The organism is Lentzea sp. NPDC037011 (genome assembly GCF_055607425.1).
Genome location: NZ_JBVJRT010000010.1, coordinates 384,659 through 400,171 on the forward strand (window position 1 = coordinate 384,659; position 15,513 = coordinate 400,171).

Here is a 15,513-nt window from a genome sequence, read left to right on the forward strand (position 1 = left end):
CAACACCGGAGGAACGTCTTGACCGGGCACCCTGCCCCCAGTGGTCCGTGCGTCGTGGTCGCGGGCGGTGGCACCGCGGGACACATCGAGCCGGCACTGGCGCTGGCCGACGCGGTCATGCGGCTGCGACCCGACGCGCGCGTCGTCGCGCTCGGCACCGAGCGCGGCCTGGAAAGCAAGATCGTGCCGGCCCGCGGCTACCCGCTGGAGCTGATCCCGCCGGTGCCGATGCCGCGCAAGCCCACGCTGGACCTGCTGAAGCTGCCGCTGAACGTGCGCGGCGCCGTGAAGCAGACCCGCGAGGTGCTGGAGCGGGTGGGCGCGGACGTCGTCGTCGGCTTCGGCGGCTACGTGGCGCTGCCCGCCTACCTCGCCGCGCGCGGCCGGGTGCCGATCGTGGTGCACGAGGCGAACGCGAAGGCCGGTCTCGCGAACAAGGTCGGCGCGAAGTTCGCCGAGCACGTGGCGGCGGCGGTGCCGGACTCCGGCCTCGCGGACGCGGAGGTCATCGGCATCCCGCTGCGCCACTCGATCACGACGCTGAACCGCGCCGCGCTGCGCGCCGAGGCCCGCCGGTTCTTCGGCCTGGACCCGGACGCGCCGACGCTGCTGGTCTTCGGCGGTTCGCAGGGCGCGCGGTCGATCAACGAGGCCGTGGCACCCGTGGCCGCCGAGTTCGCCCGCGCGGGCGTCGGCGTGCTGCACGCCTACGGGCCGAAGAACACCGTTGCGGTGCAACAGGTCCCCGGCCGGCCCGCCTACGTGCCGGTGCCGTACCTGGAGCGCATGGACCTGGCCTACGCGGCCGCGGACGCCGTGCTGTGCCGGTCCGGTGCGATGACGGTCGCCGAGGTGTCCGCCGTGGGCCTGCCCGCGGTGTTCGTGCCGCTGCCGCACGGCAACGGAGAGCAGGCGCTCAACGCCGGACCGGTCGTGTCGGCCGGTGGCGGCCTGCTGGTGCCGGACGAGGAGCTGACCCCGCAGAAGGTGGCCTCCCTGGTCGTGCCGCTGGTGGCGGACCGGCAGCGGCTGGCGGCGATGTCCGCGGCGACGCTGGGCACCGGCCGGCGCGAGGCCGACGAGGTCCTGGCCCGCCGGGTGCTGGAGGTGATCAAGAAGTGAGTCTCGGACGCGTTCACCTCGTCGGCATCGGTGGTGCCGGCATGAGCGGCATCGCCCGCATCCTGCTGGCCCGCGGCGTGCAGGTGTCCGGTTCGGACGCCAAGGACTCGCGGACCGTGCTCGCCCTGCGCGCCCAGGGTGCGCGGATCGCCGTCGGGCACGACGCGGCGAACCTGGACCAGCTGGTCGGCGGCCCGACCGAGGTCGTGGTGTCGACCGCGATCAGGGAGACGAACCCGGAGTACGCGGCGGCCCGCGAGCGCGGCATCACGGTGCTGCGCCGCGCCGAGGCGCTGGCCGCGCTCATGGAGGACCAGCGGGTCGTGTGCGTGGCCGGCACGCACGGCAAGACGTCGACCACGTCGATGCTGACCGTCGCGCTGCAGCACTGCCGCGTCGACCCGTCGTTCGCCATCGGCGGCGACCTGAACGAGTCCGGTGCGAACGCGCACCACGGCACGGGCGGGGTGTTCGTCGCCGAGGCCGACGAGTCCGACGGCTCGTTCCTGTTCTTCTCGCCGTCCGTCGCGGTCGTGACGAACGTCGAGGCTGACCACCTGGACCACCACGGCACGGTCGAGGCGTACACCGCCGTGTTCGACTCGTTCCTGGACCGCATCACGCCCGGCGGCGTGCTGGTGTCCTGCGCGGACGACCCCGGCGCCGCGCGGCTGATCACCGAGGCCCGCGCGCGCGGCATCCGGGTGCGCGAGTACGGCCGCACGGCCACCGACGCGCGGATCGTCGACTACAAGCCCGCGGAGAGCGGTGGCCTGGCGTCGGTCGAGATCGGCGGCGTCGCGGTCGAGGTGCGGGTCGCCGTGCCGGGCGAGCACATGGCGCTGAACGCGGTCGCCGCACTGCTGGCCGGGCTGGAGCTGGGTGCGGACCAGGCCGGTCTGCTCGAAGGCCTGGCGGCGTTCGGCGGCGTTAGGCGGCGGTTCGAGTTCAAGGGCCGTGCCGGTGGCGTGTCGGTCTACGACGACTACGCGCACCACCCGACCGAGGTCGACGCACAGCTGCGTGCGGCACGCCCGGTCGCGGGAGCGGGCCGTGTCGTCGTGGTGTTCCAACCGCACCTGTACTCGCGCACGCGCACGTTCGCCACCGAGTTCGCCGCGGCGCTGTCGTTGGCCGACGAGGTCGTCGTGCTGGACGTGTACGGCGCGCGCGAGGAACCGGAACCCGGTGTCACCGGTGCGTTGATCGCGGACCAGGTCACCGCCTCCGTGCACTACGAGCCGTCGTTCGACCGCGTGCCGGCACTGGTGGCGTCGCTGGTCCGCGACGGCGACCTCGTCGTCACGATGGGGGCGGGCGACGTCACGATGCTCGGTCCCGAGATCGTCAGCGCGCTGTCATGAGCGCCCCGGTTCGCGGCAGGTCCCAGCGCGCTCGCCCCGCGAACCGGCGCGCGAGGAGTTCCGAGCACCGGGCGCGGCGCAGGATCATCCTGCGCCGCCGCCTGGTCGCTCTGGCAACGGTGCTGGGCCTCATCGGCCTGACCTACGGGGTGTTCTTCACGCCGTTGCTGGGCGTCCGCAACGTGGACGTGCACGGCGCCGTGGTGCTCACCGACGACGAGGTGCGCGCCGCGGCCGCCATCGAGTCCGGCGCCCCGTTGGTGCGCTTGGACCTGCAAGCCATCCGCGAGAGAGTCGCCGCAGTCCCGCGCATCGCCGCCATCGAGGTCGAACGGCAGCTGCCCGGCACGGTCCGGTTGCTCGTCACCGAACGCGTCCCGGTCGGGTCCGTGAAGCTGTCGGACGGCTACCACCTGGTCGACTCGACCGGCAAGGACTACGCGACCATGCCGGCCCCCGCGCCGGGCGTGCCCGACCTGGTCCTCGCCACCCCGTCGGCGGTCGACCCGGCCACGCGCGCCGCGGTCGGCGTCGTCAACGAGCTGCCGGCGGCGCTGCGCGCCGAGGTGCTGCAGGTGTCGGCCACGACCGGCGCCGACGTGAAGCTGGTGCTGTCCGGCGACCGCGTCGTGAAGTGGGGCGGGTCCGAGGACACGCCGCGGAAGGCGGCCGTGCTGCTGGTGCTGCTGACCCGCGAGGGGACGGCGTTCGACGTGACCTCACCGGACCTGGCCACCATCTCCTAGCCGCGACCACTGCTCGAACCGCGGTGGTTCAGCGGGGTCAGGGCCGCGGGTTGCGCGGGCGGGACGGCGTCGGGACGCGGCGCGGGCGGCGCTGGGTGCGCGGGTTCGGCTGGGAGCACACGGGGATCTCTCCTGGGGTCCGGGTCAGCCGGCCGGCTTCAGCAACCGCACGACCAGGCTGCCGAGCCTGCTCGTGACGAGCTCCAGCACGATCGCCTCGACGACGAGCGAACGCACGGACGCGGGTGCGGGTGCCAAGACGGACCTCCTGGGGCGTGGACGACTACCGTGCTCATCGGCGTGGCCGGTGTGGCATTAGCCGTCCTGGTCGTTGTCACCCGAAGGAAGTACTCAAGGTCGCCCGTCACCGCGACGAAGTCCACACAGGACGATCAACAGCGGTCCCGGCGCGGTCGCCCCACCGGCGGCGTCGGCGGGACCGTCACCGCCTACCGGTGGTAGCGGGGGGTCGTCCCGCGGGAAGGCCGGAACCGCGAGAAGGTGGGGGAGACGATCTCCAGATCCGGGGCACGACTACGCTTGTGGTGCGCAGTGCTCAGCATCGTGCGGACTGCTTGACGGCACGACCGGGGAGTAGTAGCGCACAGTGTTGGGAATCTGCGGCGTGGCTGCTGGACCGACGCACCGCCGGTGCTTACCGTCCAGCAGGAACATATGGGGTTGACATAACTCTGAGTCTCGCCGAGAGGTTGAGAGTTCCAATCCGGGTGCATCACCACCCAGCACCACAGCACGGACCACGATCAGGAAGGCGGATCCGATGACGCCCCCGCACAACTACCTCGCGGTGATCAAGGTCGTCGGCATCGGTGGTGGCGGTGTCAACGCCGTCAACCGCATGATCGAGGTCGGGCTCAAGGGCGTCGAGTTCATCGCGGTGAACACCGACGCGCAGGCCTTGCTGATGTCCGATGCCGACGTCAAGCTCGACATCGGCCGCGAGTTGACCCGCGGCCTCGGCGCCGGGGCCAACCCCGAGGTCGGCCACAAGGCAGCGGAAGACCACCGCGAGGAGATCGAGGAGGTCCTCAAGGGGGCCGACATGGTCTTCGTCACCGCAGGTGAGGGCGGTGGCACCGGTACCGGTGGCGCTCCCGTGGTCGCCTCGATCGCCCGCAAGCTCGGCGCGCTGACCATCGGTGTCGTGACGCGCCCGTTCTCGTTCGAGGGCAAGCGGCGCGCCAAGCAGGCCGAGGACGGCATCCAGGCGCTGCGCAACGAGTGCGACACGCTCATCGTCATCCCGAACGACCGGTTGCTCCAGCTGGGTGACATCGGCGTCAGCCTGATGGACGCGTTCCGCTCGGCCGACGAGGTGCTCCTCTCCGGTGTCCAGGGCATCACCGACCTGATCACCACCCCCGGTCTGATCAACCTGGACTTCGCGGACGTCAAGTCCGTCATGTCCGGCGCCGGCTCGGCGTTGATGGGCATCGGCTCGGCGCGCGGTGAGGGCAGAGCGGTCCAGGCCGCGCAGAAGGCGATCAACTCGCCGCTGCTGGAGGCCTCGATGGAGGGCGCGCACGGCGTGCTGCTGTCCATCGCGGGTGGCTCCGACCTGGGCCTGTTCGAGATCAACGAGTCCGCGTCGCTGGTCCAGGAGGCCGCGCACCCGGACGCGAACATCATCTTCGGTACGGTCATCGACGACTCCCTCGGCGACGAGGTCAGGGTCACGGTGATCGCGGCCGGGTTCGACAGCGGCGGTCCCACGCACAAGAAGCTGGAGCCGACGGCGTTGTCCTCGCCGCAGCGCACCGCCACCGGTCCGATCGCCGCGGCCACGGCCGCGCCGACACCGGCACCGACCCCCGCTCCGCAGCCGGTCGTGCAGGCACCGCCGCCCGTGGTGCAGGCCCCGCCGCCGGTCCCGCAGCCGCAGCCGGAGGTGCGTCCCGCCCCGCCGGTGCAGCAGCCGCCCACGGCCGTGCCGCCGCAGCCCTCGCACGTGCAGGGCAACGGCTACGCGCCGTCCGTGCCGCGGCCGCTGACGCAGAACGGCTCGCTGCCCTCGCGGCCGGTCCCGGTCACCGACGACCCGGACGACGAGGTGGACGTGCCGCCGTTCATGCGGCGCTGACCAGGCGCAGACCCCGGAGGACCCCCGAGCACCCGTGCTCGGGGGTCCTCCGTCGTTCGAGAACTAGGCTGTGGGCGTGCGTATTCGTCGTGTTGTCACCACACGTGCCGGTGGTGCGTCCAAAGCCCCGTACGACTCGTTCAACCTCGGTGACCACGTCGGGGACGACGCCGGTGCGGTCGAGGCGAACCGGGCCCGGCTCGCCGAGGGCGTCGGGCTCACCCCGGACCGCCTGGTCTGGATGGAACAGGTGCACGGCCGCACCGTCGCGGTGGTTGACGGGCCGCAGGCCGAACCGCTGGAGGCCACCGACGCGGTCGTGACGAAAGAGCCCGGTCTCGGGCTCGCCGTGCTGACGGCGGACTGCGTGCCGGTGCTGCTCGGCGACCAGGAGGCCGGTGTCGTCGGCGCCGTGCACGCCGGGCGGGTCGGCGCGCGGGTCGGTGTCGTGGTCGAGGCGCTCAAGGCGATGATGGCGCAGGGTGCCGAGCTCGACCGGATCGAGGTGCTGCTCGGGCCGAGCGTGTGCGGCGAGTGCTACGAGGTGCCCGCGGAGATGCAGCGGGACGTCGAGAAGCACCTCCCCGGCAGCGCGTCGAAGTCGCGCAAGGGCACGCCGGCCCTGGACCTGCGGGCAGGGCTGTGGAACCAGCTCGCGAGCGCGGGGGTGGCGCGGATCGGGGTCGACCCGCGCTGCACCTTCGAGGAGAAGGACCTGTTCAGCCACCGCAGGGAGAACCCGACCGGCCGGCTCGCCTCCGTCGTCTGGATCGAACCGTGAACCGGCGCGACGAGCTGGCGGCGAACCTCGCGGACGTGCGCGACCGCATCGGGAAGGCGTGCGCGGCGGCCAGGCGCGACCCGAGCGAGGTGATGTTGCTCGCGGTGACGAAAACCTGGCCCGCGAGCGACGTGGAGCACCTCTACGAGCTCGGTCTGCGCCACTTCGCCGAGAACCGCGACCAGGAGGCCGCCGCGAAGGCCGGTCAGCTGGCACACCTCACCGACGCCCGGTGGCACATGGTCGGGCGGTTGCAGCGGAACAAGGCGCGGTCCGTCGTCGGGTGGGCCCACCAGGTCGACTCGGTCGACTCGGTCCGGCTGGCCGAGGCGCTGGCGAAGGCGGCGCACGCGGCGGGCCGCACGCTGGACGTGTTGCTGCAGGTCAGCCTGGACGGTGACACGTCACGCGGTGGGGTGGCCGTGGCCGATGTTGCGGAAGTGGCTAACGTGATCACTCGTTCGGGTGATCTTATTCTTCGAGGGGCGATGACCGTCGCCCCTCTGACGATGAGGCCGGCGCAGGCGTTTGAAGCGTTGGCTTCGGTGGTATCAGGCCTACGTGATGATCATCCCAGTGCTGTCGTGCTGTCAGCGGGGATGAGCGGCGACCTGGAAGATGCCATCTCGCACGGATCTACCTGTGTGCGTGTCGGAACGGCGTTGCTCGGCAGCCGGCGACTAACCTCGCCCTAGGGTGTCGGGAACCTCGGGACCGTCCGCGCCGTCCCTAAAGTGGGGCACCGCCGAGGAGGGGCTGGAATGAGCGCTTTGCACAAGCTGAAGGCCTACTTCGGGATGGTCCCCGCCGAGTACGCAGACGACCCCGGCTACGAGGACGACCGCGGTCGCTACGGCGACTACCGGTCCGAGTACGCGGCCGAGGCCGACGACTACGACTACCCGCGACGCGGCCGCGCGTTCACGGCGGGCCGGTCGGAGCTCCAGGGCTCCGGGTACCGGGCCGACCTCGACGAGTCGGACGACTACGAGCCGGAGTCGCGGCGCGGGGTGAGCAGCCCCCCGGGCACGCGGCGCTGGAGCGCTGACGCACCGGTGCACGGTGCGCTGGCGGTCGACCCGCAGCGCGAGCCCGTGAGCAGGCTGCGCCCGGTCGCCGAGCCGGCCGCGGGCAACCCGCTGGCGCGCATCACGACGCTGCACCCGCGCAGCTACAGCGAGGCGCGCACGATCGGGGAGCACTACCGCGACGGCACGCCGGTGATCCTGAACCTGACCGACATGGACGACGCGGACGCCAAGCGCCTCGTCGACTTCTCGGCCGGGCTCGCGTTCGCTCTGCGCGGGTCCATGGACAAGATCACCAGCAGGGTGTTCCTTCTCTCACCGCCCAACGTCGACGTGACGGCGGAGGACCGGAGGAAGCTGGCGGAGGGCGGGTTCGGGAACCGCGGTTAGAGTTGACCCCGTGGACCCGATCCGTCTCGTCATCTACTACCTCCTCTTCGCGTTCTCCCTGTTCCTGACCGCGCGCGTCGTGGTCGAGCTGGTGCGGACGTTCGCGAGGGAGTGGCGTCCTGCGGGCGGCGTCGCCGTGACGCTGGAGACCGTTTACACCGTGACCGATCCTCCGGTCCGAACGCTGCGTCGGGTGATCCCGACAGTGCGGATCGGAGGCGTCGGACTGGACCTATCGATTATTGTGCTGTGGCTGCTCGTTATCATTTTGATGCAAGTTGCAGATCCCAGGTGACGGGGAACCGTGGGATGACCGCAGCCCAGGAGTGCGAGAGGTGATCCGATGCCGTTGACCCCCGCTGATGTGCACAACGTTGCATTCAGCAAGCCGCCGATTGGCAAGCGGGGCTACAACGAGGACGAGGTGGACGCGTTCCTCGACCTGGTTGAGGGCGAGCTGGCCCGCTTGATCGAGGAGAACAACGACCTCCGTCAGCAGGTGGAGCAGCTCGACCAGCAGCTCGAGACCGCGCGTGCCGACCTCGACGACGCGCGTGCGAAGGCTTCTGCCGGCCCCGTGACGAGCCGTATGCCGGTCGAGGAGCCGCCGCGCCGCTTGGCGCCGGTCCCGCCGCCCTCGGTGATGGAGCAGACGTCGCCCGGTGGTGGCGGAGACCACCACGTGCAGGCCGCGAAGGTCCTGGGTCTCGCCCAGGAGATGGCGGACCGGCTGACCGGCGAGGCCAAGGCCGAGGCGGACGGCATGCTGTCCGAGGCGCGCACGAAGTCGGAGCAGTTGCTGTCCGACGCCCGCGTGAAGGCCGACACGATGGTCAACGAGGCGCGCACGCGTGCCGAGACCATGCTGAACGACGCGCGCACGCGCAGCGAGACGCTCGAGCGGCAGGCCCGTGAGAAGGCCACCGCGCTCGACCGCGACGCGCAGCGCAAGCACGCAGAGGTGATGGGCAACATCACCCAGGAGAAGAACACGCTCGAGAAGCAGATCGACAAGCTGCAGACGTTCGAGCGCGAGTACCGCACGCGGCTGAAGACGATGCTCGAGTCGTCCTTGCGCGACCTCCAGGACCGCGGCCCCGCCGCTCCGTCCGAGGGGCGCTCCCAGGGCTACTCCTTCGGCGCACGCGCCGAAGCGGGCTGAACTACTGTTCGCTAGGTGCTCTTCGTAGTTCTGCTTCTGGTGCTGGCTGCCCTCGGGCTGCTCGTGCCCGCGCTGACCACGTCCGACACGATCTGGGCGTGGGCCTCCGTGGGAGCGAGTGCGCTCGCCGCCCTGGTCCTCGCATGGGACTGGTGGCGACGACGTCCGGGGGACCCCGCGGCCGCAGCCCAGAGTGTAGATCAACATGCTGTACCTGATGATCATCAGGTGGTCTCGCCGGCGCCTGCCGACACGCCGCCTGCTGACGAGGAACCACCGGAAGAGGACACCGACGCGGCGGACCTGCTCGTCGTGGCCGACCTGGTGGACGAGGTGCGGGTGCTGGACGAGCGGCCCCGGTACCACCTGAGCTCGTGTTCCTGGCTCGCCGGGAGGCCCACGCTGGGCCTCCCGGTGCAGGAGGCACGTCAGCTCGGTTTCACGCCCTGCGGGGTGTGTGCGCCCGACGGCGCGCTGGTGCGCCGGAGCCGGTCCGCGTGATTCCCGCCTGCCGAGGCCGTGCGGGGGTCCAGAATGCGGTGTGCCTTTCAGAACACTGGTCCACGCCGCAGCCGTAGCCGTCCTCGTGCTGCTCGGCGGCACGTCCACCGCGGTCGCGGGTCCTGAGCTGGACGGGTGCGTGCCGGCCGACCTGCGCGGTGGCGCTGTCGCGTTCCGGGCCGCCGACGACCTGGAGCTGACCGGGCTGGTGCTCGGCGGCGGGCCGAAGGGCGTGCTGCTCGTGCCAGGGGTGACCGACGGGTTCTGCGACTGGCTGCCGCTCGCGCGCCACTTTGAGGACGACGGCTACCAGGTGCTCCTGCTCCAGGCGCGCACCGAGGTGCTCGACCTCGGCAAGTCCTTCCGGTTCGACCACGACGTGGTCGCCGCCGCCCAGGAGCTGGAACGGCGCGGGGTGACCTCGCTCATGGCGGGCGCCGGGACCACCGGTGCGACCGCCCTCGCCGCGGTCGCGGCCGACGTGCCCCGGCTGCACGGCATGTTCCTGCTCTCCCCGCTCGAACGCGTGGCGATGGGCGGCAACGTGCTCGACGCCGCCGCGGGCCTGGAGGCGTTCGACGGGCCCGTCTTCCTCGCCGCGGTGGAGGACGACGGTGTGGGCCTCGGTGGCGGGCGCGAGGTGACCGCCACCGGCGTCGTGGCGCGGCTCGGGAACGCGGCCCTGTTCAGCACCGTCAAGACCGTGCCCGGCTCTGCCCAGGGCGCCCGGCTGGCCGACGGGCCGGTGCGGGCGGACCTGCTGGCGTTCGTGCGGGAGACCGTGCCGCCGCCGGGCTTCCCGCTCTGGCTGCCGGTGGTCGCGGTCGCACTGGTCCTGCTGCTGGTCCCCGCGGTCATGCTCGTCCGGGGCCGCCGGGCCGTCCGCCGGCTGCCCGACCTCGGCGGCGCGAGGATCGTGGAGCTCGGGCCGCGCCCGTAGGGGTGGAGTCGCCGCTCAGCGGTCCAGGAACAGCAGGGTGATCAGCAGGCCGAGCAGCACCAGGTCCAGCACCACGCCGGTCGGCTTCGAGTCGTACCGCAGCCGGGTGACCGTCGCGCCGACCATCAGCAGGCCCAGACCGACCGTCGCCGCGTGCGCGACCCACGCCCAGGTGAACGAGCCGACGACGAGACCGGCCGCGCCCGCCCACTCCAGCGCGCCGATGGTCCGCCACAGGCCGCCGCTCATCCGGAAGTGGTCGCGGACCTCGATCGACTTCCGCGCACCCACGAGCTTGCCGGCGCCGGTCGCGACGAACAGGACGGCCAGCACGATGGACAGCGCGGTGGTCAACGTCATCGCGCGAGCATACGGTTTGCGCCCACCCGTTACGCTGTAACCACAGGCACCGATCCGGCCATCACCGGGGAGCCTCCGGAAGAACGGGTTCGGCGAACCTCAGTAGAACCGGACGGGACCGGCCCGTCACAGCCGAAGAACGAGCGGCTCACCCGCGTGGTGGGCAAGCGGGGTGGTACCGCGGCTCGCCGAGCCACATCGGCGTGTCGTCCTCGCGTGTCACATCTGACCGCGAGGAGCAGTGGAGATGGCCTACCCCAGGGCCGGAGCGAACGAGGTCCCGGCGCAGCCGTCCTTTCCGAACCTCGAGCAGGACGTGCTCGGGTACTGGAAGGACGACGAGACCTTCCAGGCGAGCATCGACCGCAACCCGGTGGGCGACGACGGCGCGAACGAGTTCGTCTTCTACGACGGCCCGCCCTTCGCCAACGGCCTGCCGCACTACGGCCACCTGCTGACCGGTTACGTCAAGGACGTCGTGCCGCGCTACATGACCATGCGCGGCAAGCACGTCGAGCGCCGGTTCGGCTGGGACACGCACGGCATGCCCGCCGAGTACGAGGCGGAGAAGCAGCTCGGCATCACGCACAAGAACGAGATCGACGCCCTGGGCATCGAGAAGTTCAACGAGGCCTGCCGCACGTCGGTGCTGCAGTACGCCGACCAGTGGCGCGACTACGTGACGCGGCAGGCGCGCTGGGTCGACTTCGACAACGACTACAAGACGCTCGACCTCGACTACATGGAAAGCGTCATGTGGGCGTTCAAGGCCTTGTGGGACAAGGGCTTGATCTACGAGGGCTTCCGCGTGCTGTGGTACTGCTGGCGCTGCGAGACGCCGCTGTCCAACACCGAGACCAAGATGGACGACGCCTACCGCGACCGGCAGGACCCGGCCGTCACGGTGGCGCTGCGCCTGGAGTCCGGTGAGAAGGCCCTGGTCTGGACGACCACGCCGTGGACGCTGCCGAGCAACCTCGCCGCCGCCGTGCACCCGGACGTCGACTACGTGACCGTGGTCGGCTCGGACGGGGACAGGTATCTGCTGGCCGAGGCCCGCGTCGCCGCCTACGCGCGGGAGCTGGGCGAGGAGCCCGAGGTCGTCGCCAGGTACAAGGGTGCGGACCTGGTCGGCAAGAAGTACCTGCCGCCGTTCGACTTCTTCGTCGGCCGCGAGAACGCCCACCAGGTGCTGACCGCCGACTACGTGACCACCGACGACGGCACCGGCATCGTCCACATCGCACCGGCGTTCGGTGAGGACGACAAGGTCGTGACGGACGCGGCGGGCATCGAGGTCGTCGTGCCGGTCGGCTCCGACGGCACGTTCACCGCCGAGGTGCCGCCGTACGCGGGCGTGCACGTGTTCGAGGCGAACAAGCAGATCATCCGCGACCTCAAGGACGCCGGTCTGCTGCTGCGGCACGAGACCTACGACCACCCGTACCCGCACTGCTGGCGGTGCAACAACCCGCTGATCCAGCGGGCGCTGTCGGCGTGGTTCGTCGCGGTCACGCAGTTCAAGGACCGGATGGTCGAGCTCAACCAGCAGATCAACTGGGTGCCCGGCCACATCAAGGACGGCCAGTTCGGCAAGTGGCTGGAGAACGCGCGCGACTGGAACATCTCGCGCAACCGCTACTGGGGCTCGCCGCTGCCCGTGTGGGTGTCGGACAACCCCGAGTTCCCGCGCACCGACGTGTACGGGTCGCTGGACGAGCTGGAGCGCGACTTCGGCGTGCGCCCGGCCGACCTGCACCGCCCGCACATCGACGAGCTGGTGCGCCCGAACCCGGACGACCCGTCCGGCCGGTCGACGATGCGCCGCGTGCCGGACGTGCTCGACTGCTGGTTCGAGTCGGGCTCCATGTCGTTCGCGCAGGTGCACTACCCGTTCGAGAACGCCGAGTGGTTCGAGAACCACTACCCCGGCGACTTCATCGTCGAGTACAACGGGCAGACGCGCGGCTGGTTCTACACGCTGCACGTGCTCGCGACGGCGTTGTTCGACCGGCCGGCGTTCCGCGACTGCGTGGCGCACGGCATCGTGCTCGGTGACGACGGCCAGAAGATGTCCAAGTCGCTGAAGAACTACCCGGACGTCAACGAGGTCTTCGACCGCGACGGCTCCGACGCCATGCGGTGGTTCCTGATGGCCTCGCCGATCCTGCGCGGCGGCGACCTGGTGGTGACCGAGCGCGGCATCCGCGACGCGGTGCGCCAGGCCGTGCTGCCGCTGTGGAACTCCTGGTACTTCCTCGCGTTGTACGCCAACGCCGAGGGCGTCGAGGGCACCTGGCGGGTCGACTCGAAGCACGTGCTGGACCGGTACGCGCTGGCGAAGACGCACGACCTCGTGCGCGACGTCACCGCGGCGATGGACGTCTACGACATCTCCGGTGCCTGCCAGCTGGTCCGCGAGTACCTGGAGGTGCTCACGAACTGGTACGTGCGGCGTTCGCGCGGCCGTTTCTGGTCCGGCGACCAAGACGCGGTCGACACGCTGCACACGGTGCTGGAGGTCGTCACGCGCGTCGCGGCGCCGTTGCTGCCGTACACGGCCGAGGTCGTGTGGCGGGGGCTGACCGGTGGCCGTTCCGTGCACCTGGCGGACTTCCCGGCCGTGACCGACCTGCCCGCGGACGACGCGCTCGTGGCGGCGATGGACGAGGTGCGCGCGGTCTGCTCCACGGCGTTGTCGCTGCGCAAGGCGAACAAGCTGCGCGTGCGGCTTCCGTTGGCGCGCTTGACGGTTGCTTCTTCTTCGGCGGCGGCGCTGGAGGACTTCGCGGAGATCGTGCGCGACGAGGTGAACGTCAAGGAGGTGTCGCTGACCCCCGACGTCGACGCGTACGGCCAGTTCCAGCTGGTCGTCAACGCGCGCGCGGCCGGTCCGCGGCTCGGCCCTAACGTGCAGAAGGTGATCAAGGCCGTCAAGGCCGGCGACTGGTCCCTCGTGGACGGTCAGGTCGTGGCCGCCGGGATCGAGCTGTTCGAGGGCGAGTACGAACAGCGCCTGGTGGCAACGGATCCGGCCGCCACGGCGGCACTGCCCGGTGGCGGCGGCGTCGTCGTGCTGGACACGGCGGTGACCCCGGAGCTGGAGGCCGAGGGTGTCGCGCGTGACCTCGTGCGGGTGGTGCAGCAGGCGCGCAAGGACGCCGCGCTGGACGTGTCCGACCGGATCACGCTGACGCTGGAGCTGCCCGAGGAGGTCCGCGCGGCCGTGGAGCGGCACCTGGAGTTCGTGAAGTCGGAGACGCTGACCGCGGACGTGGTGTTCGGGGCCGGTGTCTCGGAGGGCACGGTCGGCGACGGTGCCAAGGTGAAGGTGGCCGTGGCACGCGCCTGATGACGTGAGACGGGGCCGTTTCCGGGGATGTCGACCGGAAACGGCCCCGTCCCGTGTGCACGGCGGAAAACGATCGCGGGCACCGATGACGGCGCCACCTACCAGGTCGAGGACTTCGACGACGACGGGCGGGTCGTCGCCACCCGGTACGGCGCGCGGGACGAGCCGGTGCTCGGGCAGGTCTGGGACGCCGCCGGTGAACGCAGCACCCTCCAGCCGCCGGCCGGTCACCGCTACACGGTGGTGCGCTCGGCGCGGGCCGGATACGTCGTCGGCTTCGCCGCCGAGGACGGGTGGGGCGACCCGGTCGGTGTGGTGTGGGACGTGCGACGTGGTGGGGCTGACGTCCGGGGCTCCGCGGCGGTGCGGCGGATGGTGCGGGTGAGCCGGTGCCCGCGGGCATCTACGAGAAGTTCGCGGACACGGGTGCGTTGTACGGGCGCGCATACCGGGACGGCAGCTTCGTGCCCGTTGAGGCGCACTGCCTCTGAGCCGTGACCCGCCCGGCCTCACACCCGCACTGCGCGACGCTTCGTCAGCATCCCGAGGCCCTGTCGCAGCAGCCGCACCCAGGGCGACCACCGGGCTGGGCGGGCCGGTTCGCGGCCGGCTGCGCGTTCGCAGGCGTCGAGGAGGTCCTCCAGGCAGGCGTCGTGCAGCCACCGCACCACCAGCGCCCAGCGCAGGCGGGTGAGCGGGGCGAACTCGCCGACCAGTTCGTGGGTCAGGACGGTGCCCGCGGCCGAGAACGTGTGGGTGCCCTCGCCGCTCGAGAACGCGAAGGTGATCGACGAACCGGGGATGAGCTCCGTGCAGTGGTAGCGGATCGGGCCGTGGCCGCCGTCGGCGCCGACGCCGAGCGGGCGGTCGAACTCCTGCCTGCCCCAGGCGGGTGGCCAGAGCTCCTGGATGCGTTCGACGAACGGACCGGCCGGCACGCCGAGGTCCCGCGAGTGGACGTTCCTGATCATGGTGATCTCCCTCCATACGGTGGCGTATGTTCTCGGAACGTACGGTAGCGTATGGAAGCGTGGTGCGGAGGACTCGTGACGACTGGACTGAGAAAGCGCTGAGAGCGTTGGCGGAAGGCGGGCTCAGCGCCGTCGCCATCGAGCCGCTCGCTGCCAGGGAGGGCGCCACCAAGGGCAGCGTCTACCACCACTTCAAGAGCCGGAAGGAGTTGCTCAGGGCCACCGTCGAGCGGTGGGAGCGCGAGCACACCGAGAAGGTCATCGAGCTGGTCGAGGCGGAGCTGACGCCGGAGGCCAGGCTCAGGACGTTGTTCGCGACGGTGCTCGACCGCACCCACAAGGGGTCGGTGGAGATGGCGTTGCAGGCCGGCGCCGACGACGAGGTGATCGCGCCGGTGCTGCGGCGGGTCACCGAGAAGCGGATCGCCTACCTCGCGGTGCTGTTCGAGCAGCTCGGGTTCGCGCCGGAGCAGGCGAGGAAGCGGGCGTTGATCGCGTTCAGCCTCTACCTCGGGCAGGCGCAGATGTGGGTGACGTCGCCGGAGCTGGTCGAGCCGGTGGTCGACGAGGCGGTGGAGGTCCTGCTCCGGCGCGGCTAGGTGTAGTGACTAATCAGGTTGTTGACGGCGTGTCGGGTTGAACATGGGAGGACCTCCGGGCGGAGTGGATGTGTCTGACGCATCCCATCGGCACAC

The 15,513-nt window shown here is 71.0% G+C and carries 16 protein-coding genes; 14 read left to right on the forward strand and 2 right to left on the reverse strand.

What is annotated here, in order from left to right:
* Positions 1-18 precede the first annotated feature (18 nt).
* The 11 genes from murG to ACZ7CH_RS30290 all read left to right on the forward strand — a co-directional run bounded on the left by murG (position 19) and on the right by ACZ7CH_RS30290 (position 10,135).
* The gene (gene murG, locus ACZ7CH_RS30240; protein WP_360390519.1) at positions 19-1,122 is read left to right on the forward strand and encodes an undecaprenyldiphospho-muramoylpentapeptide beta-N-acetylglucosaminyltransferase; all 1,104 of its coding nucleotides are present in this window, start codon (positions 19-21) and stop codon (positions 1,120-1,122) included.
* On the forward strand, positions 1,119-2,486 hold the full coding sequence (gene murC / locus ACZ7CH_RS30245) for a UDP-N-acetylmuramate--L-alanine ligase (RefSeq protein WP_458430729.1): 1,368 nt from the start codon (positions 1,119-1,121) through the stop codon (positions 2,484-2,486). The genes murG and murC overlap by 4 nt, the downstream gene beginning before the upstream one ends.
* Positions 2,483-3,232, forward strand: coding sequence for a cell division protein FtsQ/DivIB (locus ACZ7CH_RS30250; RefSeq protein ID WP_458430730.1), 750 nt, complete (start codon positions 2,483-2,485; stop codon positions 3,230-3,232). The genes murC and ACZ7CH_RS30250 overlap by 4 nt, the downstream gene beginning before the upstream one ends.
* Before the next feature lie 781 nt (positions 3,233-4,013).
* A complete protein-coding gene (gene ftsZ, locus ACZ7CH_RS30255; RefSeq protein ID WP_360390512.1) occupies positions 4,014-5,333 on the forward strand; it encodes a cell division protein FtsZ in 1,320 nt (439 codons plus the stop codon).
* Between the two features lie 76 nt (positions 5,334-5,409).
* Positions 5,410-6,114 carry a peptidoglycan editing factor PgeF gene (pgeF, locus tag ACZ7CH_RS30260; RefSeq protein ID WP_470375495.1) on the forward strand — a complete coding sequence of 235 codons (705 nt, stop codon included), beginning with the start codon at positions 5,410-5,412 and terminating at the stop codon, positions 6,112-6,114.
* On the forward strand, positions 6,111-6,809 hold the full coding sequence (locus ACZ7CH_RS30265; protein WP_360390507.1) for a YggS family pyridoxal phosphate-dependent enzyme: 699 nt from the start codon (positions 6,111-6,113) through the stop codon (positions 6,807-6,809). The genes pgeF and ACZ7CH_RS30265 overlap by 4 nt, the downstream gene beginning before the upstream one ends.
* Positions 6,810-6,875: 66 nt before the next feature.
* A complete protein-coding gene (locus ACZ7CH_RS30270) occupies positions 6,876-7,532 on the forward strand; it encodes a cell division protein SepF (protein WP_470370696.1) in 657 nt (218 codons plus the stop codon).
* Positions 7,533-7,551: 19 nt separating this feature from the next.
* A complete protein-coding gene (locus ACZ7CH_RS30275) occupies positions 7,552-7,827 on the forward strand; it encodes a YggT family protein (RefSeq protein ID WP_458434334.1) in 276 nt (91 codons plus the stop codon).
* A gap of 48 nt (positions 7,828-7,875) precedes the next feature.
* On the forward strand, positions 7,876-8,694 hold the full coding sequence (gene wag31 / locus ACZ7CH_RS30280; protein WP_360390498.1) for a DivIVA-like cell division protein Wag31: 819 nt from the start codon (positions 7,876-7,878) through the stop codon (positions 8,692-8,694).
* Between the two features lie 15 nt (positions 8,695-8,709).
* The gene (locus ACZ7CH_RS30285; RefSeq protein ID WP_360390496.1) at positions 8,710-9,195 is read left to right on the forward strand and encodes a hypothetical protein; all 486 of its coding nucleotides are present in this window, start codon (positions 8,710-8,712) and stop codon (positions 9,193-9,195) included.
* 40 nt (positions 9,196-9,235) lie between these two features.
* Entirely contained in the window at positions 9,236-10,135 is a 900-nt protein-coding gene (locus ACZ7CH_RS30290; RefSeq protein WP_470375496.1) for a hypothetical protein, read from the forward strand.
* 15 nt (positions 10,136-10,150) lie between these two features.
* Here the strand turns inward: ACZ7CH_RS30290 and ACZ7CH_RS30295 are convergent, their stop codons facing one another.
* On the reverse strand, positions 10,151-10,495 hold the full coding sequence (locus tag ACZ7CH_RS30295) for a DoxX family protein (protein WP_360390490.1): 345 nt from the start codon (positions 10,493-10,495) through the stop codon (positions 10,151-10,153).
* 247 nt (positions 10,496-10,742) lie between these two features.
* On the opposite strand from ACZ7CH_RS30295, the gene ileS reads away from it, so the two are divergent.
* Positions 10,743-13,847: an isoleucine--tRNA ligase gene (gene ileS, locus ACZ7CH_RS30300; protein WP_470370695.1), complete on the forward strand. Its 3,105-nt coding sequence runs from the start codon at positions 10,743-10,745 to the stop codon at positions 13,845-13,847.
* Positions 13,848-13,874: 27 nt separating this feature from the next.
* Positions 13,875-14,345 carry a hypothetical protein gene (locus ACZ7CH_RS30305; RefSeq protein ID WP_470375497.1) on the forward strand — a complete coding sequence of 157 codons (471 nt, stop codon included), beginning with the start codon at positions 13,875-13,877 and terminating at the stop codon, positions 14,343-14,345.
* A gap of 11 nt (positions 14,346-14,356) precedes the next feature.
* On the opposite strand, the gene ACZ7CH_RS30310 is transcribed toward ACZ7CH_RS30305, so the two are convergent.
* The gene (locus ACZ7CH_RS30310; RefSeq protein WP_360390481.1) at positions 14,357-14,818 is read right to left on the reverse strand and encodes an SRPBCC family protein; all 462 of its coding nucleotides are present in this window, start codon (positions 14,816-14,818) and stop codon (positions 14,357-14,359) included.
* A 59-nt stretch (positions 14,819-14,877) separates the two neighbouring features.
* Between ACZ7CH_RS30310 and ACZ7CH_RS30315 the strand changes: the two genes are divergently transcribed.
* Positions 14,878-15,417: a TetR/AcrR family transcriptional regulator gene (locus ACZ7CH_RS30315; protein WP_470375498.1), complete on the forward strand. Its 540-nt coding sequence runs from the start codon at positions 14,878-14,880 to the stop codon at positions 15,415-15,417.
* Positions 15,418-15,513: the final 96 nt, after the last annotated feature.